We start from the raw sequence: 26,040 nt of genomic DNA on the forward strand, positions 1-26,040 counted from the left end.
TTCGATGGAGAAAGGGAGTTTTTTATTGATGGACTTTTGTTGAAAGAACTTCGTTTGCTCGGTACCATAGCCATAAATCATTAATAATCGAAGCTAGTTCCGCAATTTCGGTGTTCAGTTGACAGGAGCGAGGGAAATTACTTTCATTCGAAAGAAGTGCTTGTTTCTGATTAATTTGGATTTCTAGTTCTCCAATCCGGTCCGGGATAGAGCCGCGAACTTGTTCCCAATATAAGAGAATCTCTTCCTGTGTTTCTATGCTGTAATCAGCCAATTCCATTGTTAAATCGGGGAGCTCGATACCAAGACGATCATCAAATGAAAAATATTCTTTCATATAGTTGCCTCCAATCTGTTTATTAGTATTTTATTATACTATACATATATAAACCATTCTCTACAAACCTATTTTTAAGGTAAATTTAGTGTATAAAAAAGCACGAAGCATCATTGCTGCGTGCTTTTGAAAACTTCATATTTATTCGGAATCTTTGTCTGTGCGTACGACGAGAACGTCACAAGCTGCATATCGGGTGATATGTTCAGAAACACTGCCGATAAAGAACCTTTCCACTACATTTAATCCAGTAGCACCGCAGAGAATTAAATCAACATTGTGTTTCTTAGCCAGATCTCTAGGAATTCTTATTTTAGGAGAGCCGTAGTCTATTTCATATTGCACTTTTGTTAATCCTGCATCCTCCGCTTGTTTTAGACAATTTTCAAGCATATCTTTTGCAAGCTTTTCTGCCCGATCACCAATAACTGTATCGTAAGCCTCAATTAATGCAAACGTCCTAGTGTCAATAACATGGACTAATAATAGGGTGGCATCATTTCTTTTGGCAATTTCAATTCCCTTTTTAAAAGCCCAATCTGCTTCTTTTGACCCATCAATAGCGACTAAAATATTCTGATATTGAAGTCCCATGATTTATCATCTCCTTACTTAAATTATACATTATTTAACAAGGAATAACTGTTGCAATTTTTCGAACAATATAAAGGTAGTTTACAAAGGAAAGGAGATTGTCGGATGGTAGACCATGACCAGAATAAAAAGTATTTGTTTGAGTTTGACGAAAAGGGTACGATTGAAGTAAGCCAACAAATTATGAATTCGTATAATAGTGGTTTTATTGGCGAAGGAACAGCACTTGCTGAAAGTAATGATTTTGCTGGTACTGAGAGTTAAATGGTGTAGTAATGTGGGACTGTCCTAAATAAGGGACAGTTTTTTTTATTGAATTAGAAGGCACTTGCGCCTCTTGTTCTTGGACAAATGTCTTGGAATTTTTGTAAATACGGGCAAATACCCAAGAATATGTTTTTGTATATGCATATTCTTTAGTGTGTCATTTAATTAGAATGAGGAGGAGAATTATGAGTACAGAAATGTATGGAATGCCTAATAACATTGATTTGCACTATGATGTGAATCCTGCAGATGAAAGGATTCATGGTGGATTCGGTCACGGAGGTTTCGGACACTTTGGTGGATTTGGCCGTCCAGGATTTGGATTTGGTGGATTCGGCCGTCCAGGATTTGGATTTGGTGGTTTCGGTCGTCCAGGATTTGGATTTGGTGGTTTCGGTCGCCCAGGATTTGGATTTGGTGGATTCGGCAGACCATTTGGATTTGGCTTTGGCAGACCATTTGGATTTGGATTCGGGTTCCCATTCTTAACTGGGTTAGCTGCAGGTGCCTTATTATCTCCAGGCTACGGATATGGTTACGGATATCCTTACTATCCGCCATACCCATACCCATACCCATACCCTTATTATCCTTATTATTAATGAATCATAAAAACATAGGCTTTGCCATAATCGGCAAAGCTTTTGCTATATTTTTTTGTGGAAATCAAATGACTATTTGTTATCATCAACTAGGATGAAAAAGGTTATAATAAAATTGGCTTGGTCTATTTTTCTATGAATAATAATACTTGGAGGGAAACACATGCGGATCGGAGTACCTACGGAAATCAAAAATAATGAAAACCGTGTAGCCATGACACCCGCTGGAGTGGTCAATTTGGTGAAATTTGGTCATGAGGTTTTTATTGAAAAAGGAGCAGGGCTAGGCTCAGGTTTTTTAAATGAGGATTATGAAACTGCTGGTGCGAAATTAGTAGATACAGCAGAAGAAGCATGGTCCATGGAAATGGTGATGAAGGTTAAAGAACCGCTTCCTAGCGAATATAAATACTTCCGAGAAGGCTTAATATTATTTACATACTTACATCTTGCACCTGAACCAGAATTAACCAAAGCATTGATTGATAAAAAAGTAGTGGGTATAGCCTATGAAACGGTTCAGTTACCTAATAGAAGTTTACCATTATTAACACCGATGAGTGAGGTCGCTGGAAGAATGGCTGCTCAAATTGGTGCTCAATTCCTTGAGAAGGTTCATGGAGGGATGGGTATTCTTCTATCCGGAGTCCCAGGAGTCCAAAGAGGAACAGTAACTATTATTGGCGGCGGTGTGGCTGGAACGAATGCGGCTAAAATGGCGATTGGTTTAGGCGCAAAAGTGACCATTATTGATTTAAATCCAGATCGACTTCGTCAATTAGATGATATTTTTGGATCCGATGTGACAACCTTAATGTCCAATCCTTATAATATTGCCGAAGCAGTAAGGGAGTCGGATTTGGTCATTGGTGCTGTTCTTATTCCAGGGGCGAAAGCACCGAAACTTGTAACGGAAGCGATGATTCAATCCATGAAACCTGGCAGTGTCGTTGTCGATATTGCAATCGACCAAGGTGGAATTTTTGAAACAACTGATCGGATTACTACTCATGATAATCCAACTTATGTGAAGCATGATGTTGTCCATTATGCTGTTGCCAATATGCCTGGTGCAGTACCAAGAACATCAACCATTGCGCTAACAAACGTAACCGTACCATATGCGGTTCAAATTGCCAACAAGGGGTACAAACAAGCATGTCTCAGCAATGAAGCATTATTGAAGGGTATCAACACACTAGGCGGGTATGTGACTTATGAAGCAGTCGCAGACGCACACGGGCTTGGATTTTTAGATACCAAAACATTGTTGGAAAAATAATGATTAACTAGCAAGGAGGAGGGACGGATATGTCCCTCCTCCTTTTTTATAAAGGGTGATTCTACGTGCCCGAAAAGAACCAGGACCAGAGAAAAGGGTAGAGGAGTTCTACGTGCCCGAAAAGAGCCAGGATCAGAGAAAAGGGTAACGTAGAGGAGTTCTACGTTACCAAAAAGAGCCAGGAACTTTGAAATTGGGCACATTTGGCGTAAAAAGTCTATAATTATTAACAAAGCATTTAATAAAAATAAAACCAGCTCCTAAAAAGGAACTGGTTTTATAAAACTAAATATGTAGCCGCATTTGCCGTATTAATATAAGAAAGTTTTAAACCACCACTCCTCAAAGTGGGTGTTCTCAGAAACTTTTCTGCATGTCCTCCAGGTCTTATAGACAGAGGCTTGTCATTCGAGCTCCAATGGTTAAACTCCCTTTTACAGCTTAAAGGTTAAAACTTTATTATGACTACGAACAACGCAGCTTGTATTTATATAATATATCAACTCTTCACAGATTTCAATGTAAAAAAAGTCCAAAAGAAATTATTTAATGATCTGTAACTCTTTTGGGAATTTTGTTAGGACCTTTGCCCCGTCTGCGGTAATAAACAAATCGTCTTCAATGCGAACACCAGCCACATTTGGTACATAGATACCTGGTTCAATCGTGTATACCATACCTTCTTCAATAATAAGGTCATTTGTCTCGGTTAGAGATGGGTATTCATGCACGCTTATCCCGAGGCCATGCCCAAGGCGGTGTGGAAAATACTCTCCGAATCCGGCTTCAGCAATGATTCGACGGGCAGTTAAGTCCACTTCGGCTGCACGAACCCCTGGTTTGCTTGCTTCAATGGCAGCAAGCTGGGCTTTTAATACGGTGTCATAGATTTCCTTTTGCTTGTCATTAATGTCCCCATAAGCAACCGTTCTAGTGATATCAGAACAATACCTGTCAACGACCACTCCCAAATCAAATAAAACAAGATCGCCTTTTTGAATTTTTGTTTCTCCAGGGTTTCCATGAGGGGAAGCTGCATTTGCCCCAGTAAGCACCATTGTCGAAAACGACATTTCGGTCACACCCTTTTGTTTTAGGGCGTATTCTAAGGCATTAAGTATTTCCAACTCCGTTTTGCCTTCCTTGATTTCACTAGCACCGAATTCAACTGCGTAATCGGCAAGGGCACAGGCCTCTTCAATAATTTTTAATTCCTTGGCATCTTTAATCATGCGAAGTATTTGTAACTTTTCTTCTGCAGAAACAAATGATGCCTGCGGGAATAACTTTGAGAGTTGTTCATAACGTTCCACATTCATATGCTCTTTTTCAATAGCTGCTTTTGCCACATGGTTTATTCTTTTATTGATGGAATTTAGAATCATTTCCCATGGATTGTCAATGTCGCTATAGCCGAGAATTTCATAGTCCCAGCCAGAACGTTTGGCATCATGGACTTCCATTCCAGGGCAGACAAGGAATGGCTCGTGCGTCTGAAAAACGGCCAGTGCAAGCAAGCGTTCATGTGGATTGGTGTAATATCCGCTTAAATAAAATACATTCTCTGATGAGGTTAGGAAGCTAACTTCAATATCGTTTTCTCTCATCCATGTTTGAAGCTTAGTTAATCGCTGATTCATTTTTACTCCCCCTATGTAATTCATGTCCTATGATGAGATTATCAATTAAAACTTGAAATGTAAACTAACTGACCACCTTTTACTTCTCCTTGCTTAAAATCAATATATTAGGATTAAACTAGAGATATGGAAGGAATTACAGTTATTGTATGGAAGTATATACTATATGAAAACCGAGAGGAGCAAGTTCTAATGAAAATTTCGTATCATGGACATTCAGTTGTACAAATTCAAACAAACGGGAAAACCATCTTAATTGACCCCTTCATAAATGGTAATCAATTGACGGACTTGAAAGTGGAGGAACTAAGACCAGATGTCATTATTTTATCGCATGGTCACAATGACCATGTCGGGGATACGGTCGAGCTGGCAAAGAAAAATAACTCCCTTGTCGTTGCTAACCACGAAATATCTACCTACTTAAGCTGGCAGGGAGTTAATACCCATGGCATGCACATTGGTGGTGCCCATCAATTTGAGTTTGGCAAAGTTAAACTAACTCAGGCCTTTCATGGATCAAGCTTTACAACAGAAAATAATGAACTCATCTATTGCGGCATGCCTGCTGGAATCTTATTTATGAATGAAGGAAAGACGATTTATCATGCTGGTGATACGGGGTTATTTTCAGATATGAAGTTGATTGGTGAGCGCCATCCGATTGAAGTAGCCTTCCTGCCCATAGGTGATAATTTTACAATGGGGCCTGAAGATGCAGCATACGCAGCCATGCTGTTAAAAGCTAAAACAGTTGTGCCGATCCACTACAATACCTTCCCGCCAATCAAACAAGACCCGTTCAAGTTTATTGAGTTGCTGGAAGATAAAAATGGTAAAGTACTCCAACCAGGCGAAGCCATCGAAATTTAATTGATCTTGGGTGATTTACATACTTTTTTCCCTCCACTATGCATAAATATGGAACAAGCAGTCTTTTAGGGGGAGGAAATAAAATTGAAAAAGAACAGATATTTACTTTGCCTGTTACTCTGTGGCATCTTGCTTTATTATGGAGCACCAAGATTATCGATTTATGCTGATGGGGCTCAAGGGATATTTTCATTAGCCTGGCTCTCATTTGCCTTAATCGTTATCGCTGGAAATCTTACTGGCCTTCTTTATAGCCCCAAAAAGCAAGGACATAAACTTCAATCGGAGCGACGATCTAGGAAGAAATCTAGGTTCTATCATTGAGAATTAAGAGTAATGTGAGAATCCGCATTGAATCAAGGCTTTCAACACTCTATAATAAAAATTATATGTAATCCGGGTTATTCTAAATAGAATAATTGGAATTTGACTATAAAGGGTGAAGGTCTTGGCCACTAAGCATGAACAAATATTACAATATATTGATGGTCTCCCTATTGGAGAAAAGATATCTGTCAGACAAATTGCCAAGGCGATGTCTGTCAGTGAAGGTACAGCCTACCGTGCGATTAAAGAAGCGGAAAACAAAGGATATGTAAGTACCATCGAACGAGTTGGAACGATTAGAATAGAACGGAAAAAGAAAGAGAATATTGAAAAACTTACTTTTGCTGAGGTAGTAAATATTGTTGATGGTCAGGTATTGGGCGGAAGAACGGGCTTGCATAAAACCCTAAATAAATTTGTTATTGGTGCCATGAAATTAGAAGCCATGATGCGCTATACTGAGGCTGGTAACCTATTAATAGTCGGGAACCGGACTCAGGCGCATGAACTTGCTTTAAAAGCTGGAGCCGCTGTGCTCATAACCGGTGGATTTGATGCTGACGATCATATCAAAAAGCTAGCAGATAAACTAGAAATACCGGTCATTTCAACGAGCTATGATACGTTTACGGTCGCAACCATGATTAACCGGGCGATTTATGACCAATTAATCAAAAAAGAAATTATTTTAGTCGAAGATATTTTAACCCCTCTTGCTGATACTTTTTATCTAAAAACGTCGGATAGGGTGTCAAAATGGCATGAATTTAATCAACAAACTGCACACAGCCGCTACCCAGTTGTTGACCAAAACATGAAGATTCAAGGGATGGTGACAAGTAAGGACATTTTAGGTCAGGATTTAGAAGCATCCATCGATAAAATTATGACCAAGCACCCCATGTCGGTAAATGGGAAGACAAGTGTGGCTTCAACTGCACATACCATGGTCTGGGAAGGAATTGAAGTACTTCCTGTTACAGATGACTCAAACCGTTTGGAAGGTATTATTAGCAGGCAGGATGTTTTAAAAGCATTACAAATGAACCAGCGGCAGCCACAGGTCGGGGAAACTCTCGACGATATCGTTACAAATCAAATGGTATTAATGCAGGGAAAAGCAAAAGGAGAAGAGGTTTACTCTTGCGAAGTAACCCCACAAATGACCAACCAACTTGGAACAATCTCTTACGGTGTGTTTACAACGATTGTCTCTGATGCAGCAAACCGGGTATTACGGAGCTATAAAAAAGGCGATCTTGTCGTTGAAAATATGACTATATACTTTATTAAACCTGTTCAAATGGAGAGTGTATTAGAAATTTATCCGAAAGTACTTGAAGTTGGACGTAAATTTGGAAAAGTGGATGTAGAAGTTTTCAATGAAGGAATATTAGTTGGAAAAGCAATGATGATGTGTCAATTGCTTGATAGGAACTAGAAAAGCGGAAGCGCCTGTTTAGCGAAGTACACTAGCCGCTGGGCGCTGGAGCTGGACAATTATCAAAGTTATATACTTTAAAAAAGCCGCTTCACCAATGGAGAAGCGGCTTCTATATTTATTTTTGCAGTTCAAAATTTTTTGCTTCCTCGATTGCGAATGGAAGGTAATGTTTATATTTTTTGAAACCGATCCAGCTAAATAGTGCTCCATAAACAATAAATACTGCGGCAACTATATACATAACCGTTGTTTCGGAAATAAATAGCATGTGATTAACTCCAAATAAAAAGACAAAAAGCCCTAGGGCAATATTTGATTTAGCAGCAAGCCATTTCTTTTCTACTAAACGGTTGCTTCTGAAGTATTTTGTTTTATAAAATAGATAGAAAGCAAATAGTATAGCAATTAATACAACAAGTACAAACATATTATTTCCTCCAAGTATAGAAAATCTTCTATTATTGTAACTGTAAAAACAAAAAAATACCACATTTGGTTTATTAGTTGGTAAAGGAGCATTGCACATGATTGAGCAGATTTTAGCAGAGATTGAACAATTTGAAACCATCATTATTCATCGTCACGTCCGTCCAGATCCTGATGCCTACGGTTCACAAGGTGGATTGGCAGCGATTCTTCAAGAATCCTACCCGAATAAAAAGATTTATGCCGTTGGTCTAGAAGAACCAACCCTTCATTACATGCGCAGGCTTGATGTGATTGAAGATGAAGTATATAAGGGTGCATTAGTGATCGTTTGTGATACCGCAAATGCTGAAAGGATTTGTGACAAGCGTTATTCTCTGGGTGAAAAGTTAATAAAAATTGATCATCATCCAAATGAGGACCCGTATGGTGATTTATTATGGGTGGATACAAGCGCTAGCTCGTGCAGCGAAATGATTTATGAATTTTATTTAAACGGAAAAAACAAAGGGCTAAAAATGAATGATGCAGCAGCGAGATTGTTATACGCTGGAATTGTCGGTGATACTGGAAGATTTCTTTTTCCGAGTACGACGGAAAAAACACTGGGGTATGCTGGGGAATTAATTCATTACAATTTTTCACGGACTGAGCTATTTGACAAGATGTATGAATTGGATACCAATATCATTAAATTAAACGGTTTTATACTCCAAAATTTTGAGTTACAGAATAACGGTGTTGCCTCCGTTAAGCTAACAAAAGAACTATTACAAGAATACAATGCAAAACCCGCAGAGGCATCCCTCTTAGTTGGAACATTAGGAAATGTAAAAGGAATAAAGGCGTGGGTTTTCTTCATCGAGGAAGCCGAACAGATAAGGGTACGTCTGCGTTCAAAGGGTCCTGTCATCAATGGAGTCGCAAGGAAGTTCAAAGGCGGGGGGCATCCACTTGCATCAGGAGCATCCATCTATTCTTGGAACGAAGTGGACGATGTATTGAAAGCACTTGACGAAGTATGTGAAAATTATTCTTTTAAAAAATAGGATGAGTTAAAGTCATTGTTGATTTTATAGCCAAGTTGATTGGAGCGGAAGGCGCGAAGACTCCCCGGACCCGCCCGCGAACCGCAAGCGCCTGGAGCGGAAATCAACAGCTAAGTTTAACTGAGCCAACAAATAGAAAAATCGGCCCTCGTGAGAGTGAGGGTCGATTTTTTATTATTCAAACTGAATCTCTAATTGGATCGATAGGTTTGTATAAAAAACCATTTCTTTAACCTTTAGTTTATACCTTTTATCATTGATTTTAATTGGTTTATTTTCAATAATTTTTTTCAAAAGGTCCTTACTTTTGTAGACTGTTTCGATATCTTTTGCAATCATCATGCTAATATCATCTCTAACCGAGTCTTCTGTCTCCAATACACTTAAAGAATCAAGTTTATATTTTTCCCAGTTTGTAATTCTAATGTTGATTTTCTGGACTGTAAGCTGTTCAATATTTCGCTTATTAATTTCTTTATATTCTTCCTGCCAAATTTTTTTCTCTCCGTTTAAGTCAATAATTTCCTTCGCTTGTGTCCGAATTAATTCGGTGTTCTTTTCCTGCCAAACCCCATAAATATATAAAAAAATACACCAGCTAATCACACCACCTACGGCCATTCCTCCAAAAAAACGCTGCCAGGAAGGTCTTCGATATAATGGCGGGATTCTCATGATGAGATATGCTCCTGGGTTAACCAATTAATCAGGAGGGCACCAGTCTGGGCCCCGCCTAAGGCAGAGAGTATTAATAAAAATTGTTTGAAAAGATCCTTTGTATTCGCATCAAACAAACCTCTTTCAAACGTATAAACCGCGTCAAATGTCCCGCCAATCGCCGAAACAATCGCCCAAATTCGAAGCGCTGATGATAAGCGGTAAACGGTCGTTAGCGGTGGCTGTCCGGTTAGAAATGAGGCTATACCACCAATAAGCGAACCACCAAGCACCACACCTAAGGCAATAAAGTAGCTTTCTATAAAAGAAGGAAAAAAACCAATTTCTTTCATCTCGTCAACCGCCCTTATCCATAATCAATCCCAATACTCATTTATATGGACAAACAATTACAAATATGTTTTTAAAAATAGGCAGAGTTAAAGGTCATTGTTGATTTTATAGCCAGTTGATTGGAGCGAAGCACCTAGAGCGGAAATCAACAGCCAAGTTTAATAACGCCTAAAAATAAGAACATATTTTCCTTTTTTCAAATTAAGTTCTATAATAAAGGGAGAGATTATGGAATTAAGGGTGTGACAATATGTCTTTTATTCACCTACATGTATATAGTGCATATAGTTTATTAACAAGTACGGCATCTGTCCCGGATTTAATTGAAAATGCACAAAAAAAAGGCTTTTCTGCGATCGCCTTAACCGACAGAAACGTCATGTACGGAACGATTGAATTTTATAAGTTGTGTAAGAAAAATAATCTTAAACCCATCATCGGGTTAACAGTGGATGTAGAAAGTGAAAACAACAATAACGAGTCCTATCCATTGGTCTTACTCGCAGAAAATGATCATGGATATAAAAATCTATTAAAGATATCTAGTACGGTTCAAACAAAAACTGATCATGGGATTCCGCTCAGATGGTTGAAACATTATTCGGAAGGGCTTATAGCTATCACACCTGGACTAGAAGGAGAAATTGAGCAGTCCATCTTAAATGGTGAAGAAGAAATTGCCAGAAATATAATAAGAAAACTAGATACCATCTTCGGCAGAAACTGCTTTTTTCTAGGGATTCAAAATCATCAACTCGAACAAGAAATAACAATCAGAAATCAGTTTAACTTGATTTCAAAAGAAATGAATGTCCCGCTGGTAGCGACAAATCAGGTCTATTATTTAGAAAAAGAAGATATGTTTGCCCAAGAGTGTTTGTTAGCCATAAAAAATGGCGATAAATTGCAGGACGATCACAGAGAAAAGTTGGAAAACGATCAGTTCTATTTAAAAACAGCTAGTGAAATGGTGGATCGCTTTTCTGATGTACCGGATGCATTAGAAAATACACACAGGATTGCAAACAGATGCGACTTTAACATTGAACTGAATAAGACCTATCTGCCAACATTCCCAACGGAGAATGGAATTCCAGCTGAGGAGTACCTTGAAGTGTTGTGCAATCAGGGATTAAGCGAACGTTTTTCTGCCCCATCTCAGGAATATTATGATCGTTTGTCCTATGAACTATCGGTCATTAAGCGAATGGAATTTAGCAACTACTTTTTAATTGTTTGGGATTTTATGAGATATGCCCGCGCGCAGGGAATTCTAACAGGTCCAGGAAGGGGCTCGGCAGCAGGTTCGCTTGTTGCTTATGTTTTATACATAACTGATGTTGACCCATTAAAGCATAATCTATTATTTGAACGATTTCTAAATCCTGAGCGGATTTCGATGCCTGATATTGATATTGATTTTCCAGATCATCGGCGCGATGAGGTGATTAATTACGTTGCGGCGAAATACGGTGAACTACATGTCGCGCAAATCGTAACTTTTGGAACCCTCGCAGCAAAAGCTGCATTAAGGGATGTCGGTAAGGTATTCGGGTTAAATTCAAAGGAACTGGAACATTTATCAAGGACGATTCCGTCGCGATTAGGAATAAACCTGCAAGGAGCCTATAAAGAATCGGAACCACTTAGAAAATTTATTAAGGAAAGCCCGATGAATCAACGGCTTTTTGAAACGGCTTTAAAACTAGAAGGTCTACCGCGCCACACTTCCACCCATGCAGCTGGTGTGGTCATAAGTGAGAAACAGCTAATTGATTTAATCCCCATTCAACGCGGGTCTAACCATGTATATTTAACGCAATTTTCAATGGAACATCTCGAAGAAATCGGGCTCTTGAAAATGGACTTTCTAGGCTTACGGAACCTTACATTAATCGATTCAATTTTATCTTCTATCTATAGGAAAACTGGTAAGAAAATAAACATCAACTCGATTCCATTAGAGGACACTGTGACCTTCAACCTGTTAGCGGGCGGAGAAACGACAGGTATATTTCAGCTGGAATCTGAAGGGATGCGCAAAGTTCTAACCCGCTTAAAACCTTCCCGATTTGAAGATATTGTGGCAGTCAATGCCTTGTACCGTCCAGGACCAATGGAAAATATCCCACTCTTTATTGATCGAAAACACCGCGTAAAGAAAGTCGAATATCCACACCCTGATTTGCAGCCTATCCTTGAGAATACATATGGCGTCATTGTTTACCAAGAGCAAATTATGCAAATTGCTTCGAAAATGGCTGGTTTTTCACTTGGTGAAGCCGACCTTTTAAGAAGAGCGGTCGGAAAAAAGAAAAAGGATATTCTTGATAAAGAGCGGAGTCATTTTGTCCAGGGAGCGCTAAGAAAAGGGTATGATCAAACACTAGCCAACGACATTTACGATTTAATTGTTCGTTTTGCTAATTATGGCTTTAACCGAAGTCACGCTGTTGCCTATAGTATGATTGCTTACCAGTTAGCTTTTTTAAAAGCAAATTACCCGGTTTATTTTATGGCCGGCCTGCTTACATCGGCAATCGGAAATGATACGAAAATAGCACAATACATCATGGAAACAAAACAAAAGGAAATCAAGATCCTGCCTCCATCCATCAATAATAGTGGTTACTCCTTTCAAGTTGAACATGAAGGAATACGTTACAGCTTAGCAGCCATTAAAAGTGTAGGGGCTGCCGCCTTAAAAGAGATCTTTCAGGCAAGGAAAAAGAAAAGATTTGTAGACTTATTTGATTTTTGCATTCGGGTTTCCTCAAAAGCCATCAATCGAAAAACGCTTGAGTTCCTGGTCCATTCTGGCTGCTTTGATGAATTTGGTGAGGATCGTGCCGTTCTGCTCGCCAGTTTAGATGTAGCGATGGAGCATGCACAAATATTTAAGCCGTCTGAAAATAATCAATTTGATTTATTTGAAGAAGAATTCATACCAAAGCCTAACTATATGCAAGTCGATCCCATTAGTCTGGAGAATAAGCTGACATTTGAAAAAGAAGCACTTGGCTTTTATCTTTCGGACCATCCGGTCTCTATTTATGAAGAGCAACTCAAACATGCAGGGGCACATGCTCTGTTTGGGACCAAAAATCAAACCCAAAGGATTTCATCAGGCGTTTATATCACCTCTATGAAATCCATTCGTACCAGGAAAGGAGATTCAATGGCCTTTTTAACGGTAAGTGATGCAAGCGGCGAAATGGAAGCAGTGGCATTCCCGAATGTTTACAAAAAATATTCGCATCTATTAGAGCATGGGAAATTTTTATTGATTGAAGGGAAAATAGAGGAACGTGAAGGGAAGCAGCAATTTATCATTCAACAAGTTTCAAACTTAGAGGAGTGGTTACAAACTAAAACGGTTATACAGTCAGTTTTATATTTGAAAATAGTTGAGGATAAACAGGATGAATCTTCCCTCCAGCAATTAAATCAGCTGCTAAAAGAAAATCAAGGAACTGCAGCAGTGATCTTACACTATGAAAAAAACCGGAAAACAATTAGACTGGGGTCAGAAAATAATATCAATCCTACCCCCGAATTACTGCAATTATTAAGAAATGTGCTAGGTCCAAAAAATGTTGTCCTGAAGGAATAATTCTTTACAACTTTCGAAGATATGTTATAGTGATAATGAGACAAGTGTGGTCTGACCACCACAAAATCGAACTACATATAGCGGGATGTTAAATAATCTTTTGTAAAAATTTGAGGGGTGAACTATCTTGACATTACGGGAAGAAGCATTACATATGCATCGAATTAATAAGGGAAAGTTAGAGTCGAAATCAAAAGTTTTAGTCCGAAATGCACATGATTTAAGTTTAGCTTATTCACCAGGTGTTGCAGAGCCATGCAAAGATATTTATGAGAAACCAGAATTGGTTTACGAATATACCATGAAAGGGAACATGGTTGCAGTTGTATCTGATGGCACCGCTGTTCTTGGACTTGGTAATATTGGACCTGAGGCAGCTCTCCCTGTTATGGAAGGTAAAGCAGTACTATTTAAAAGCTTTGCTGGTGTTGATGCTTTTCCCATCTGTTTGAACACAACTGATGTTGACAAAATTGTTGAAACTGTAAAATTACTTGAACCTACTTTTGGAGGCGTAAATCTTGAAGATATTGCTGCTCCAAATTGTTTCGTAATTGAGGAAAGATTAAAAAAGGAAGCAAATATTCCAATCTTTCATGATGATCAGCATGGGACAGCAATTGTTACGGTTGCAGGTCTTGTCAACGCACTTAAGCTTATCGGCAAAAAAATGACAGAAATTAAAGTGGTCGCAAACGGTGCTGGTGCAGCGGGGATTGCCATTATTAAATTGTTATATAGTTACGGTGTTAGGGACATAATTATGTGTGATACAAAAGGCGCCATCTACGAAGGGCGTCCACAGGGTATGAATGCAGTTAAAGCTGAAGTAGCGAAATATACAAACCGAGATAACCTTACAGGCAGCCTTGCAGATGTAATTAAAGGTGCGGATGTTTTTATCGGAGTTTCGGTTGCAGGTGCACTTACAAAAGAAATGGTAGCATCAATGAATCCAGATTCTATTATTTTTGCTATGGCCAATCCGGACCCTGAAATTATGCCTGATGAGGCAAAAGCAGCAGGAGCAAAAGTGGTCGGAACAGGCCGTTCAGATTTTCCAAACCAAGTTAACAATGTTCTCGCATTCCCGGGAATTTTCCGTGGGGCTCTCGATGTTCGTGCCACCCATATAAATGAAAAAATGAAAGTCGCGGCAGTAGAAGCTATTGCCAATCTAATCAGTCCAGATGAGCTGAATTCCGACTATGTCATTCCCGGACCTTTTGATCCGAGAGTTGCTCCAGATGTTGCAGCAGCAGTCGCAAAAGCAGCAATGGAAACCGGGGTTGCCCGCATTAAGGTTGATCCTGAAGAAATAAAGGAAAAAACAAAGAGGCTCGCTATTATTGGCAAAAGTGAGTGATACGTTAGTGGGAAACAATACTAAGGTATATTTAGAGATTGTTAAGCAGTTACGAGAAATGATAACAATCGATGGATTACAATCCGGAGATAAGATCCCATCTGAACGAGAATTGTCGGAGCGCCTGAATTTCGGGCGCTCTTCCGTTAGAGAGGCACTTAGGGCATTAGAATTGCTTGGGTTAATTGAAACACGGAGGGGCGAAGGGACGTTTATTCGCGACTTTCGGGGCAATCATCTTGTCCAGCTTCTTAGTACATTTATTTTACAGGATGAAAAAGCGAAACGTGATGTTTTTGAGACAAAGTGTTATATTGAGATGGACTGTCTAAGATTAGCCTTGCAAAAAATAGATAACAAAAATATAGTGAATTTGAAAGAATGGGCAAATCAAGATAACAGCGTAAATGATGATGAGTTTTTTTATCAAATTATTGAGATCGCTGATAACCATCTTTTCTCTAGAATTTGGTCTATTTTAAATGAGTATTACCATTCGCTTGATTCAAAAAAAATTGTCAGTCCTCGTCAAGACTATCTATTACTAATTGAGGCCCTGTCTGAAAAGAAGGAAGCCAAAACACTATCTGCTTATTACAATCTACGTAATTTGTCTGTTTTTAACGACAAATACTAACAGATTTTTAACTCATTTTAATTTATAGTGTAGGTTAACCAAGCCCTAAGATAGGGTATTTTTATTTCAATGGTGGTCTGACCACTATGGATGTATGAAGTTTAGCATGAATAGAAAAACTTCTTAATAGTAATAATTGGAGAAACTTGCCAGAGTTATCGTAACACAAGGGAGGTTTAATTTTTGGCGCTAAAAGATCTTTTTTCAAAAAATCATACAAAAAAGAAGAAATATGCTCAAATACCGACGGAAACTGCAAAAAATGATGTTCCTGAAGGAATTATGTCAAAGTGTCCTTCATGTAAGAAGATTATGTATACAAAAGAATTAATGAAAAATTTAAAAATATGTTTGCATTGCGGTCATCATTTTCCAATGAACTCAAAAGAACGGATTGACACTTTCATTGATGAAGGAAGTTTCATGGAAATGAATGATAATATGATTTCAAAAAATCCATTAAACTTTCCTGACTACCTTGAAAAGCTTGAAAAAGACCGACAAAAGAGTAAATTGAACGAGGCTGTTGTCACTGGAATAGGAACAGTTAACGGTCATAAAATTGTTCTCGCCATTATGGATGCCACGTTCCGAATGGGAAGCATGGGATCGGTTGTTGGCGAAAAAATTACACTAGCAATTGAAAAAGCGGATGAGTTAAATGTTCCGTTTATTATTTTTACTGCATCAGGTGGAGCGAGAATGCAAGAGGGTGCCTTAAGTTTAATGCAAATGGCAAAAACAAGTGTTGCCTTAAAAAGGTTTAGTAATAATGGTGGATTAATCATTTCGATAATGACGCACCCGACAACTGGTGGTGTATCTGCGAGCTTCGCATCATTGGGAGATTTCAACCTTGCTGAACCAGGCGCGCTCATCGCATTTGCCGGACGGAGAGTTATTGAACAATCCATCCGCGAAGAATTGCCTGAGGATTTTCAAACGTCAGAGTTTCTGTTAAAACACGGTCAGTTGGATGCAATTATCGTTCGAAATGACCTAGTTGAGAAAGTCACAAACATTCTAGAAATCCATCAACCTGGAGGTGTGCTCAGATGGTAGGAGAATTAGAATTTGAACGTCCGGTCATCGAGTTGAGAAAGAAAATCACTGATTTAAAAGAGTTCACCAAAACCGCGGATGTTGACTTAAGTTCAGAAATTAGCAAATTAGAGACTAGGCTTGAAAAGCTTGAGCAGAGTATCTATGAAAACATTAAGCCTTGGGATCGGGTACAAATTGCTCGTCTTCCAAACAGGCCGACAACGCTAGATTATATTCCCTATCTGTTTGAGAATTTCTTTGAATGTCATGGCGACCGAACCTTTGCTGATGATGAGGCAATAGTGGGCGGAATTGCTAAATATAAAGGATTACCTGTAACAGTGATTGGCCACCAGCGCGGAAGAGACACGAAAGAGAATATTCGCAGAAACTTTGGAATGCCACATCCAGAAGGCTACAGAAAAGCACTTCGATTAATGAAACAAGCAGATAAATTTAATCGACCGATTATCTGTTTCATTGATACAAAGGGTGCCTATCCTGGAAAGGCAGCAGAAGAACGCGGGCAAAGTGAAGCAATTGCTCGCAATTTGTTTGAAATGGCTGGTCTTAGGGTTCCAGTGGTGTGTATAGTGATTGGTGAAGGCGGGAGTGGCGGCGCTCTTGCACTTGGAGTTGGTAATCGTATCTATATGCTGGAAAATTCAACCTACTCGGTTATTTCACCGGAGGGTGCTGCGGCAATATTATGGAAAGATGCAGCTCTGGCTAAAAATGCAGCCGAAACAATGAAAATAACCGCACCGGACTTAAAAGTACTAGGCGTCATTGATGGGATCATTCCCGAAATTAAGGGCGGTGCCCAAAGAGACGCAATCAAGCAAGCAGAAGAAATTGATAATGTACTTAAGACAGCGTTGCAGCAGCTGCTAAAGCTTTCAGAAGATGAATTAATTGCTGATCGTTACAACCGTTTCAGGACTATCGGTGAATTTGCAATTGTCAATGATTACATCGGGGTTAATTAATATAACGTGCTCATAACGATGGGCACTTTTTTTTATTCTCTGAATCCAGCTCCAGCGCCCAACTGCTAGTGGGACTTCGCTCTCCGCCCTACGATAAGTCAAGCACGAATGCGCTAACCCTCTCCGTGTTGTCTAGCTCCAGCGCCTGGGGGCTCGGGGTCATAAGCCAATCCGTCCTGAAGGTTAAAAAGCAACCTTCAAGCCGGCTCATCTTATGCCTGTCGCCCCTGGACAAGACGCTTCCGCTTTTCAATTTTCATTTATCTCAGTTGGAGCGCTCCAGTCCATACGCAACTAAACGGGCGCTTCCGCTTTTTGTAAATTCACAAAATGTTCACCAGAAATCCATAAAAAGTTTGTTGATGACGCTTACAAGAGTGAATAAAGCGTTTCCAGTTAATAGATTATTCTGCCTATTATAATTACTAATACCATAAGGTTGTTATAGTTATTTCTTCATGTTATTTTATAAATATTCGAGGGTTTTATGTAAATAATAAAAGAAGTAATTTTTATAGGATCGTAGCTTTATTTTCTATTTCAAATGAGGATATACATATTTTTTTAAATTAAAAATTGAGGTGGTAACCATGAAAAAAATAGGAGTACTTACAAGTGGTGGAGATTCCCCAGGGATGAATCCAGCCATTCGTGCTGTGGTTCGGAAAGCAATTTATCACAATCTTGAGGTTTATGGTATCTATGGTGGTTATACGGGATTAATTTCTGGAAATATTAAAAAGCTTGAACTTGGTTCTGTTGGAGATATTATTCAGCGCGGCGGGACAATGCTCCAATCGGCACGCTGCCCAGAATTTAAAACAAAAGAAGGACAGCAAAAAGGGATCGAGCAGCTAAAAGCACATGGAATTGAAGGCCTAGTGGTTATCGGTGGAGATGGTTCTTACCGTGGGGCAAAAGCGTTAACAGAACATGGCTATCCGTGTGTTGGGGTTCCGGGTACGATTGATAATGATATTCCTGGGACAGAACTTACCATTGGGTTTGACACAGCTTTAAATACAGTTATCGATTCATTAGATAAAATTCGTGACACTGCGACTTCTCATGAAAGAACTTTTATTATTGAAGTAATGGGGCGAAACGCTGGGGACATTGCTCTTTGGGCAGGACTTGCTGGCGGCGCAGAAACGATTTTAATACCTGAAGAAGGCTATGACATGAATGATATCGTTGAAAAACTTCGAAAAGGGCAGGAACGCGGTAAAAAGCATAGTATTATTGTTGTTGCTGAAGGTGTGTGCAGTGGTGTTGAGCTTGGGCAGCAAGTTCAGGAGGCAACAAACTTTGATACGAGAGTTTCTGTCTTAGGTCATATTCAACGCGGTGGCTCACCAACTGCAGCTGACAGAGTTCTTGCAAGCAGATTAGGAGCAAGAGCAGTTGAGCTTCTTATTGAAGGGAAAGGCGGCCGAGCAGTAGGGATTGAAAAGAATCAGCTTGTAGATTATGACATCATTGAAGCACTTGGCCGACAACATACTTTAGATCGTGATCTTTACAAACTTTCTATGGAATTATCGATTTAAGGATTTATGAATTTAAGAAATGGCAAAATTGCTTTTCTAATACGGGAGGAAAAATAAGAATGTTACGAAAAACAAAAATCGTTTGTACGATTGGTCCAGCTAGTGAAAGCGTTGAAAAATTAACACAATTAATCAATTCGGGTATGAACGTAGCTCGATTAAATTTTTCACATGGAGATTTTGCAGAACATGGTGCACGAATCCAAAATATTCGCGAAGCATCCAGACAAACTGGCAAAATCGTTGCCATCCTATTAGATACAAAAGGTCCTGAAATTCGGACAAACAACATGGAAAACGGTGCGCTTGAGCTAACGGCTGGAGAAAATATTATCGTTTCCATGACCGAAGTAGAAGGAACTCTTCAAAAGTTTTCAGTTACATATCCAGGGCTAATTGAAGATGTCCATGTAGGCTCAAAGATTCTTTTAGATGATGGCTTAATTGGCTTAGAAGTAACGAATGTGGATAAATCGGCGAATGAAATCCATACCAAAATTTTAAATAGCGGTACATTGAAAAATAAAAAAGGCGTTAACGTTCCAGGTGTATCAGTGAACCTGCCTGGAATTACAGAAAAAGATACTCAAGATATTCTTTTCGGAATTGAACAAGGTGTTGATTTTATTGCTGCCTCTTTCGTTCGACGTGCAAAGGATGTTTTAGAAATCCGTCACTTATTAGAAGGAAATAATGCTACACATATCCACATTATTCCTAAGATTGAAAACCAGGAAGGCGTCGATAACATTGACGAAATCTTAGAAATTTCTGATGGCTTAATGGTTGCTCGTGGAGATCTTGGCGTAGAAATCCCTGCTGAAGAGGTTCCACTTGTCCAAAAGATGTTAATTAAGAAATGTAATGCGCAGGGCAAACCAGTTATTACTGCGACTCAAATGCTTGATTCCATGCAGAGAAATCCTAGACCAACTCGTGCAGAAGCTAGTGATGTAGCGAATGCGATATTTGATGGAACTGACGCAATCATGCTTTCTGGTGAAACTGCTGCAGGACAATATCCTGTGGAAGCAGTCCAAACGATGCACAATATTGCTTCCAGAGCAGAATCAGCTTTAGATCATAAAGAAATACTTTCAAGCCGCAGTAAAGATGCAGAACATAATCTTACAGATGCGATTGGACAATCTGTCGCACATACTGCTTTAAATCTTGATGTAAAATCGATTATTACCCCAACTGAAAGCGGTCATACTGCTAGAATGATTTCTAAATATCGTCCGAAAGCAGCGATTGTTGCGGTAACTTCCGTTGAACATGTATGCCGCCGTCTATCCCTTGTTTGGGGTGTTTACACGCAGTTTGGAAGGGTTGCAACCACAACAGACGAAATGCTGGATATTGCCGTTGAAGAAAGCTTAAATAGCGGTATCGTTAAGCGTGGTGATTTAGTTGTTATTACTGCTGGTGTGCCAGTAGGTGAAGCCGGTACAACAAACCTAATGAAAATCCATGTTGTCGGCGATATTATTACAAAAGCACAAGGAATTGGCCGTAGAACAGCCTTTGGTAAAGTGGTAGTTGCCCATGATGCGAAAGAAGCTTTAGAAAAAGTAAAGCAAGGTTCGATTCTTGTGACAATTGGTACGGATCGCGATATGGTGCCAGCACTTGAAAAATGTGCGGCTGTTATTACCCAAGAGGGCGGATTAACAAGCCATGCAGCAGTGGTTGGACTAAACCTTAGCATCCCAGTGGTTGTTGGGGTAGATAATGCCTTAGAATTGTTTAAAGATGGCCAAGAAATAACCGTAGATGCTACTAGTGGAGTTATCTACAACGGACATGCTAGTGTCTTATAAGAGCAGATAAGGAAAAAAGAAGGGGAAACCCCTTCTTTTTTTTAATAACCACAAAATCATCCCCATTGGTAATATAATAAGAATAAGCATTTGAAAGGGGACAATCTATGCGTTATTTATTTTTGTTAATCATTGTAATTCCTGCTATGGATATTGGTGTTTTACTTTTTTCAGGTAAAGCTATCGGTGTTTGGCCAACCATTGCTCTAATTTTATTAACAGGAATCATTGGGGCTTATTTAGCCAAAAGAGAGGGACTCCAGACAATCAGAAGGGTGCAGGAACAACTAAGCTCCGGTCAGATTCCAGGCGAAGCTCTTTTAGATGGAATTTGCATCTTAATTGGCGGAACACTTTTATTAACGCCAGGATTTATCACTGATGTTACCGGGTTCCTATTTCTTTTCCCGCCAACAAGAAAGCCGATAAAATTTCTAATCCTCAAAGCGTGGCGAAGACGGATTAATAAAGGAAATATTAAAATCATAAAATAAGAAAAGTCAGCATCCAATTTGGGGCTGACTTTTCTTATTAAGAAGTCTCAAACCTCTTTTCCTTTTATAAAAACCCATAAATCATGAAAAACATTAGCACGATACAAGGTGCTAATAATGACAAGGGTGACGGGGCCAACAATTAATCCTAAAAGACCAATCAATTTAAAACCGACAAATAACGCAATCAGTGTGGCTAATGGATCAAGTCCAATATTAGAAGAAAGGATTTTGGGCTCCATGACTTGCCGTTGAACGATGACAACAATATAAAGAACTCCTAAGCCAATGGCAAGACCTGTATTGCCTCCAATCGCCACATAAATAATCCATGGGACAAAAACAGCACCCGTACCCAGGTAAGGAATAACATCCACTATTCCGGTTATTAAAGCGATAGTTATCGCGTAATCAACACGAAGAATAAGTAGGCCAATTAGAATAATAACCGTGGTAATCGATATCAGTGTTAACTGGGCTTTAATAAAACCAAACAGCGCCTTTTTTAAATCAACAAAAACAGACCGGCTGCTTGTTATTGCTTTCTCAGGTAAGAGTCTGCCGCCCAATGTCGATAAACGGTACCAATCTTTACTAATAAAAAAAGTAGCCAATAAGGAAAAGATTAAAACGGTAGCTGCATTTGGAAGCCAAGCGATGATATTTGGGATAATCCCAAATAGATTCTGAATAAAATTGCCAACGGTTGAGCCAATTCTCGTCCCAACATTCTGTATATTACCAATAATCGTATCCTGCTGCCCTGATTCAAGTTTATTAAACACACTTGTTAATTGATCATATATCGGAAGAATTTGAGCAGTAAAATATTTCTCTATATATTCAATTAACGTATCTAGATGATCTGGGACTACCGTTGACAAATAAGTAGCACCAGAGACAATCTCGGCAATTAGCAGTGTAATTAAACCTGCAAATAAGGCAAAAATAATAATAAGTGCAATAAAAACAGCTAATACACGAGGCATTCTAGCCTTTTTTTCAAAAATATCTACAAGTGGATTAATCATAAACGCAATAATTAGTCCAATTAAAAATGGATAGGTCACTTTTGACAGAAAATAAAAGGAGTAAAGCGCCAAAACAATAACACCTATTACAATTAAGAATCGTATTGTCCGGTATAAGTACTTAAGATTCAAAGACAAACCTCCTTTAACCTTTTATATGTATGTTTGGTAGTTCTAGTTTAACATTTTATGAAATAAACTGCATAACTTTTCCAGATAAATATAATAGGCTTAAAAATATTACGAACATTTTATTTTAAGAATTCGCAAGGAGATAGAACAGAAACTTATTGCAATCATTAATTTCATGCTTATGCAGGTATTATGTTACGATAATTTGAATAGGAGGTGGTGAGAACATGCTAAATGAGTCATTTTTATTTTTACTGTTATTGCTCGTCATTGGTTTTATTGCGAAAAACAGTTCCTTACTGGTTGCCATTGCAGTGCTCATTACCTTAAAGGTTGTAGGATTGGATACAAAGGCATTCTCATTTATACAGTCCAAAGGTATTAATTGGGGTGTCACAATTATTACAATTGCGGTATTAGTCCCGATTGCAAGTGGAGAAATTGGTTTTAAAGACTTAACAGGAGCATTTAAATCATCATATGCTTGGATTGCCCTGATCTCGGGCATGATTGTCGCTATGCTGGCAAAAGGAGGGGTTAAGTTACTAGCAGATGATCCGCAGATTACAACTGCTTTAGTTCTTGGCACGATATTATCTGTGTCTATTTTTAAAGGGGTCGCAGTTGGACCTTTAATTGGAGCTGGGATTGCCTATACAGCAATGAAAATTTTTAATTTTTTCACCTAGATATTTTGTAAAATAATATTTTTTTGTACTTTTCGGTTCCTTTTCGTTCACAAAAGTCTGATAATTGTTTATAATAGGCTTGTAAGCGTATCCTTTTTTATATAAACCACATATATATATGCTGATTTGATTGTTAATCAATTTATTTCTCTAAATGAAATAGGTATTTTTTTGTTTGCTTTTTACCTGAGCAATCGCTCAGTCAATTTAAAGGATGAAATAAGGGGAGTAATTTTTACTTAAAAGTATGGGGAAATTTATAATGTGAAGGAGAGATTTACTATGACAGTAACACGCGGTCTAGAAGGGGTAGTGGCAACAACATCCTCAATCAGTTCAATTATTGATGACACGCTAACCTATGTTGGCTATGACATTGATGATTTAGCTGTGAATGCAAGTTTCGAAGAGGTAATTTATTTATTATGGCACTTAAAGCTGCCAAATTCAGAGCAGTTAGCAGAATTGAAAAAACAACTTTCTGAGAATGCAGCACTTCCACAGGAAGTAATTGAACACTTTAAGCTATTTCCAATTCAAGAAGTACATCCAATGGCAGCACTTCGTACAGCGGTTTCTCTTTTAGGCATTTATGATGATGAAGCTGATTTAATGGATTCAGACTCAAATTATAAAAAAGCGATTCGTCTTCAGGCAAAAATGCCTGCTATTGTAGCAACTTTTGCGCGTATTAGAAAAGGTCTTGAACCAATCGCTCCTAAACAGGATTTAAGCTTTGCAGCGAATTTCTTATACATGTTAACTGGCAAGGAACCAGCACCAATTGCTGAAGAAGCAATAAATAAAGCGCTCGTATTACATGCGGACCATGAATTGAATGCATCTACATTCACAGCACGTGTTTGTGTAGCTACGTTATCAGATGTTTATTCTGGAGTAACTGCCGCAATCGGAGCCCTAAAGGGACCACTTCACGGTGGGGCAAATGAAGCTGTAATGAAAATGCTAAAAGAAATTGGCACCCTTGAAAATGTAGATCCATACATCCGTGGTAAACTTGAGAAGAAAGAAAAAATCATGGGCTTTGGCCACCGTGTATATCGACAAGGTGACCCACGTGCCAAGCACCTAAGAGCAATGTCTAAAAAGTTAACTGAACTAACGGGCGAACCTCAATGGTATGATATGTCTGAAAAAATTGAAAGCATTGTCACAGGTGAAAAGAATTTGCCACCTAACGTGGATTTCTATTCAGCCTCTGTTTATCACAGTTTAGGGATTGATCATGATTTAATGACACCAATCTTTGCTGTCAGCAGGGTATCAGGATGGCTTGCACATATTCTTGAACAATATGAGAACAACCGGTTAATCCGACCGCGTGCTGATTATATTGGTCCTGGAAAGCAAAAATATGTTGCAATCGACCAACGAGGTTAATATTTTACTTTTGTTAGAATAATTGGTCTAATAGATATGTATGAAAAGGTTAGAGACTCACCTCTCTAACCTTTGATAAGACAAAAGGTGTAAGTTTTTTAGTTTTTCTTTTACATAATAGGAGGGAGTATCAACTATGTCAGGCGAAAAAATCACGGTTACAAACGGAGTATTAAATGTACCAAATAATCCAATCATCCCATTTATTGAAGGTGACGGTATCGGTCCAGATATTTGGGCAGCCTCCGAGCGAGTTTTAAATGCAGCAGTTGAAAAAGCCTATAAAGGCGAGCGTAAATTGATTTGGAAAGAAGTTTTAGCGGGAGAAAAGGCATTTAACCAAACAGGTGAATGGCTTCCAAGTGAAACGCTTGACGTGATCAGAGAGTATTTAATTGCCATTAAAGGTCCATTAACAACTCCTGTTGGCGGAGGAATTCGTTCATTAAATGTGGCTCTTAGACAAGAATTAGATTTGTTTGTCTGCTTACGTCCAGTTAGATGGTTCGAAGGTGTTCCTTCCCCAGTTAAGCGCCCACAAGATACGGATATGGTTATTTTCCGTGAAAACACTGAAGATATTTATGCGGGTATTGAATATGAAAAAGGTACTGAAGCAGTTAAAAAGGTTATTGACTTCCTACAAAACGAAATGGGTGTTAAGAAAATCAGATTCCCTGAAACTTCAGGGATCGGTATTAAACCAGTTTCGGAAGAAGGAACAAGCCGTCTAGTACGTGCAGCGATCAATTATGCTATTAAAGAGGGCCGTAAATCCGTTACACTCGTGCATAAAGGAAACATCATGAAATTCACTGAAGGCGCGTTTAAAAACTGGGGTTATGAGCTTGCTGAGAAGGAATTCGGCGATAAAGTATTTACATGGTTACAGTATGACCGCATTAAAGCGGAACAGGGTTCTGAAGCTGCTAATAAGGCTCAAACTGATGCAGAAGCTTCAGGCAAAATCATCGTAAAAGATGCTATTGCAGATATCTTCTTACAGCAAATCCTTACACGTCCACGTGAGTTTGATGTGGTTGCAACAATGAACTTGAACGGAGATTTCATTTCTGATGCACTTGCAGCGCAAGTAGGCGGTATTGGTATTGCACCAGGCGCTAACATCAACTATGAAACAGGACATGCCATTTTTGAAGCAACACACGGTACTGCACCTAAGTATGCGGGTCTTGATAAAGTAAACCCTTCTTCTGTCATTTTATCAGGTGTGTTATTACTTGAGCACTTAGGCTGGAATGAAGCGGCTACAATGGTTATTAAATCTGTTGAAAAAACAATTGCTTCTAAAGTTGTAACTTATGATTTTGCTCGTTTAATGGACGGAGCAACTGAAGTAAAAACTTCTGAATTCGGTGACGAGCTAATTAAGAACATGGAATAAGAAGGGAAAGTGAA

General features: G+C 38.8%; 25 protein-coding genes and 1 other RNA gene. 18 read left to right on the plus strand and 8 right to left on the minus strand.

Annotated features, from left to right (window positions below; all coding sequences use genetic code 11):
• Positions 1–22: 22 nt before the first annotated feature.
• Complete coding sequence (locus COE25_RS16375; RefSeq protein ID WP_088089246.1) at positions 23–337, minus strand: hypothetical protein; 315 nt, start codon at positions 335–337, stop codon at positions 23–25.
• A 141-nt stretch (positions 338–478) separates the two neighbouring features.
• Entirely contained in the window at positions 479–931 is a 453-nt protein-coding gene (locus COE25_RS16380) for a universal stress protein (RefSeq protein WP_098933356.1), read from the minus strand.
• Positions 932–1,036: 105 nt separating this feature from the next.
• Here COE25_RS16380 and COE25_RS30810 point away from each other — a divergent pair, with 105 nt between their 5' ends.
• The 3 genes from COE25_RS30810 to ald all read left to right on the plus strand — a co-directional run bounded on the left by COE25_RS30810 (position 1,037) and on the right by ald (position 3,082).
• Complete coding sequence (locus tag COE25_RS30810) at positions 1,037–1,195, plus strand: hypothetical protein (RefSeq protein WP_180247517.1); 159 nt, start codon at positions 1,037–1,039, stop codon at positions 1,193–1,195.
• Positions 1,196–1,383: 188 nt separating this feature from the next.
• Positions 1,384–1,800: a hypothetical protein gene (locus tag COE25_RS16385; RefSeq protein ID WP_180247518.1), complete on the plus strand. Its 417-nt coding sequence runs from the start codon at positions 1,384–1,386 to the stop codon at positions 1,798–1,800.
• A gap of 163 nt (positions 1,801–1,963) precedes the next feature.
• Positions 1,964–3,082 (plus strand): alanine dehydrogenase, encoded by a 1,119-nt coding sequence (gene ald, locus COE25_RS16390; protein ID WP_088089244.1) that lies wholly within the window; start codon positions 1,964–1,966, stop codon positions 3,080–3,082.
• Between the two features lie 290 nt (positions 3,083–3,372).
• Here ald and ssrS read toward each other — a convergent pair.
• Together ssrS and COE25_RS16400 are read right to left on the minus strand one after the other, a co-directional pair.
• Positions 3,373–3,568: non-coding RNA, 6S RNA (gene ssrS / locus COE25_RS16395), on the minus strand.
• A gap of 56 nt (positions 3,569–3,624) precedes the next feature.
• A complete protein-coding gene (locus COE25_RS16400; RefSeq protein WP_088089243.1) occupies positions 3,625–4,722 on the minus strand; it encodes a M24 family metallopeptidase in 1,098 nt (365 codons plus the stop codon).
• A gap of 192 nt (positions 4,723–4,914) precedes the next feature.
• On the opposite strand from COE25_RS16400, the gene COE25_RS16405 reads away from it, so the two are divergent.
• From COE25_RS16405 to COE25_RS16415, 3 genes are all read left to right on the plus strand, one after another.
• Entirely contained in the window at positions 4,915–5,595 is a 681-nt protein-coding gene (locus COE25_RS16405) for a metal-dependent hydrolase (protein WP_088089242.1), read from the plus strand.
• A gap of 84 nt (positions 5,596–5,679) precedes the next feature.
• On the plus strand, positions 5,680–5,919 hold the full coding sequence (locus COE25_RS16410) for a hypothetical protein (protein ID WP_088089241.1): 240 nt from the start codon (positions 5,680–5,682) through the stop codon (positions 5,917–5,919).
• Positions 5,920–6,043: 124 nt separating this feature from the next.
• The gene (locus tag COE25_RS16415) at positions 6,044–7,363 is read left to right on the plus strand and encodes a CBS domain-containing protein (RefSeq protein WP_098933357.1); all 1,320 of its coding nucleotides are present in this window, start codon (positions 6,044–6,046) and stop codon (positions 7,361–7,363) included.
• Between the two features lie 118 nt (positions 7,364–7,481).
• Here COE25_RS16415 and COE25_RS16420 read toward each other — a convergent pair whose 3' ends face one another.
• The gene (locus tag COE25_RS16420; protein WP_088089239.1) at positions 7,482–7,793 is read right to left on the minus strand and encodes a YtpI family protein; all 312 of its coding nucleotides are present in this window, start codon (positions 7,791–7,793) and stop codon (positions 7,482–7,484) included.
• A 97-nt stretch (positions 7,794–7,890) separates the two neighbouring features.
• Between COE25_RS16420 and COE25_RS16425 the strand changes: the two genes are divergently transcribed.
• Complete coding sequence (locus tag COE25_RS16425; protein ID WP_098933358.1) at positions 7,891–8,841, plus strand: DHH family phosphoesterase; 951 nt, start codon at positions 7,891–7,893, stop codon at positions 8,839–8,841.
• Positions 8,842–9,015: 174 nt separating this feature from the next.
• Here COE25_RS16425 and ytrI read toward each other — a convergent pair whose 3' ends face one another.
• Together ytrI and ytrH are read right to left on the minus strand one after the other, a co-directional pair.
• Positions 9,016–9,516 carry a sporulation membrane protein YtrI gene (ytrI, locus tag COE25_RS16430; protein ID WP_088089237.1) on the minus strand — a complete coding sequence of 167 codons (501 nt, stop codon included), beginning with the start codon at positions 9,514–9,516 and terminating at the stop codon, positions 9,016–9,018.
• Positions 9,513–9,851 carry a sporulation membrane protein YtrH gene (ytrH, locus tag COE25_RS16435; protein WP_098933359.1) on the minus strand — a complete coding sequence of 113 codons (339 nt, stop codon included), beginning with the start codon at positions 9,849–9,851 and terminating at the stop codon, positions 9,513–9,515. The genes ytrI and ytrH overlap by 4 nt, the downstream gene beginning before the upstream one ends.
• A 251-nt stretch (positions 9,852–10,102) precedes the next feature.
• Here ytrH and dnaE point away from each other — a divergent pair, with 251 nt between their 5' ends.
• The 8 genes from dnaE to COE25_RS16475 all read left to right on the plus strand — a co-directional run bounded on the left by dnaE (position 10,103) and on the right by COE25_RS16475 (position 21,368).
• Positions 10,103–13,465: a DNA polymerase III subunit alpha gene (gene dnaE / locus COE25_RS16440; protein WP_098933360.1), complete on the plus strand. Its 3,363-nt coding sequence runs from the start codon at positions 10,103–10,105 to the stop codon at positions 13,463–13,465.
• A gap of 127 nt (positions 13,466–13,592) precedes the next feature.
• A complete protein-coding gene (gene ystJ / locus COE25_RS16445; protein WP_098933361.1) occupies positions 13,593–14,831 on the plus strand; it encodes an NADP-dependent malic enzyme in 1,239 nt (412 codons plus the stop codon).
• Entirely contained in the window at positions 14,815–15,468 is a 654-nt protein-coding gene (locus tag COE25_RS16450; RefSeq protein WP_257208856.1) for a FadR/GntR family transcriptional regulator, read from the plus strand. The genes ystJ and COE25_RS16450 overlap by 17 nt, the downstream gene beginning before the upstream one ends.
• A gap of 183 nt (positions 15,469–15,651) precedes the next feature.
• A complete protein-coding gene (gene accD / locus COE25_RS16455; protein WP_088089233.1) occupies positions 15,652–16,530 on the plus strand; it encodes an acetyl-CoA carboxylase, carboxyltransferase subunit beta in 879 nt (292 codons plus the stop codon).
• A complete protein-coding gene (gene accA, locus COE25_RS16460; RefSeq protein WP_088089232.1) occupies positions 16,524–17,501 on the plus strand; it encodes an acetyl-CoA carboxylase carboxyl transferase subunit alpha in 978 nt (325 codons plus the stop codon). The genes accD and accA overlap by 7 nt, the downstream gene beginning before the upstream one ends.
• A 590-nt stretch (positions 17,502–18,091) precedes the next feature.
• Entirely contained in the window at positions 18,092–19,051 is a 960-nt protein-coding gene (gene pfkA, locus COE25_RS16465; RefSeq protein ID WP_088089231.1) for a 6-phosphofructokinase, read from the plus strand.
• 59 nt (positions 19,052–19,110) lie between these two features.
• Positions 19,111–20,874 carry a pyruvate kinase gene (pyk, locus tag COE25_RS16470; protein ID WP_098933362.1) on the plus strand — a complete coding sequence of 588 codons (1,764 nt, stop codon included), beginning with the start codon at positions 19,111–19,113 and terminating at the stop codon, positions 20,872–20,874.
• 107 nt (positions 20,875–20,981) lie between these two features.
• On the plus strand, positions 20,982–21,368 hold the full coding sequence (locus COE25_RS16475) for an FxsA family protein (protein WP_098933363.1): 387 nt from the start codon (positions 20,982–20,984) through the stop codon (positions 21,366–21,368).
• 47 nt (positions 21,369–21,415) lie between these two features.
• Here the strand turns inward: COE25_RS16475 and ytvI are convergent, their stop codons facing one another.
• Complete coding sequence (gene ytvI, locus COE25_RS16480) at positions 21,416–22,531, minus strand: sporulation integral membrane protein YtvI (RefSeq protein ID WP_088089228.1); 1,116 nt, start codon at positions 22,529–22,531, stop codon at positions 21,416–21,418.
• A gap of 227 nt (positions 22,532–22,758) precedes the next feature.
• On the opposite strand from ytvI, the gene COE25_RS16485 reads away from it, so the two are divergent.
• From COE25_RS16485 to icd, 3 genes are all read left to right on the plus strand, one after another.
• The gene (locus COE25_RS16485; RefSeq protein ID WP_088089227.1) at positions 22,759–23,220 is read left to right on the plus strand and encodes a DUF441 domain-containing protein; all 462 of its coding nucleotides are present in this window, start codon (positions 22,759–22,761) and stop codon (positions 23,218–23,220) included.
• Between the two features lie 282 nt (positions 23,221–23,502).
• A complete protein-coding gene (gene citZ, locus COE25_RS16490) occupies positions 23,503–24,621 on the plus strand; it encodes a citrate synthase (protein WP_098933364.1) in 1,119 nt (372 codons plus the stop codon).
• A 136-nt stretch (positions 24,622–24,757) separates the two neighbouring features.
• Complete coding sequence (gene icd / locus COE25_RS16495; protein WP_088089225.1) at positions 24,758–26,026, plus strand: NADP-dependent isocitrate dehydrogenase; 1,269 nt, start codon at positions 24,758–24,760, stop codon at positions 26,024–26,026.
• Positions 26,027–26,040 lie beyond the last annotated feature (14 nt).

It is taken from the genome of Bacillus sp. AFS031507 (assembly GCF_002584635.1).
Lineage (GTDB): Bacteria > Bacillota > Bacilli > Bacillales > Cytobacillaceae > Neobacillus.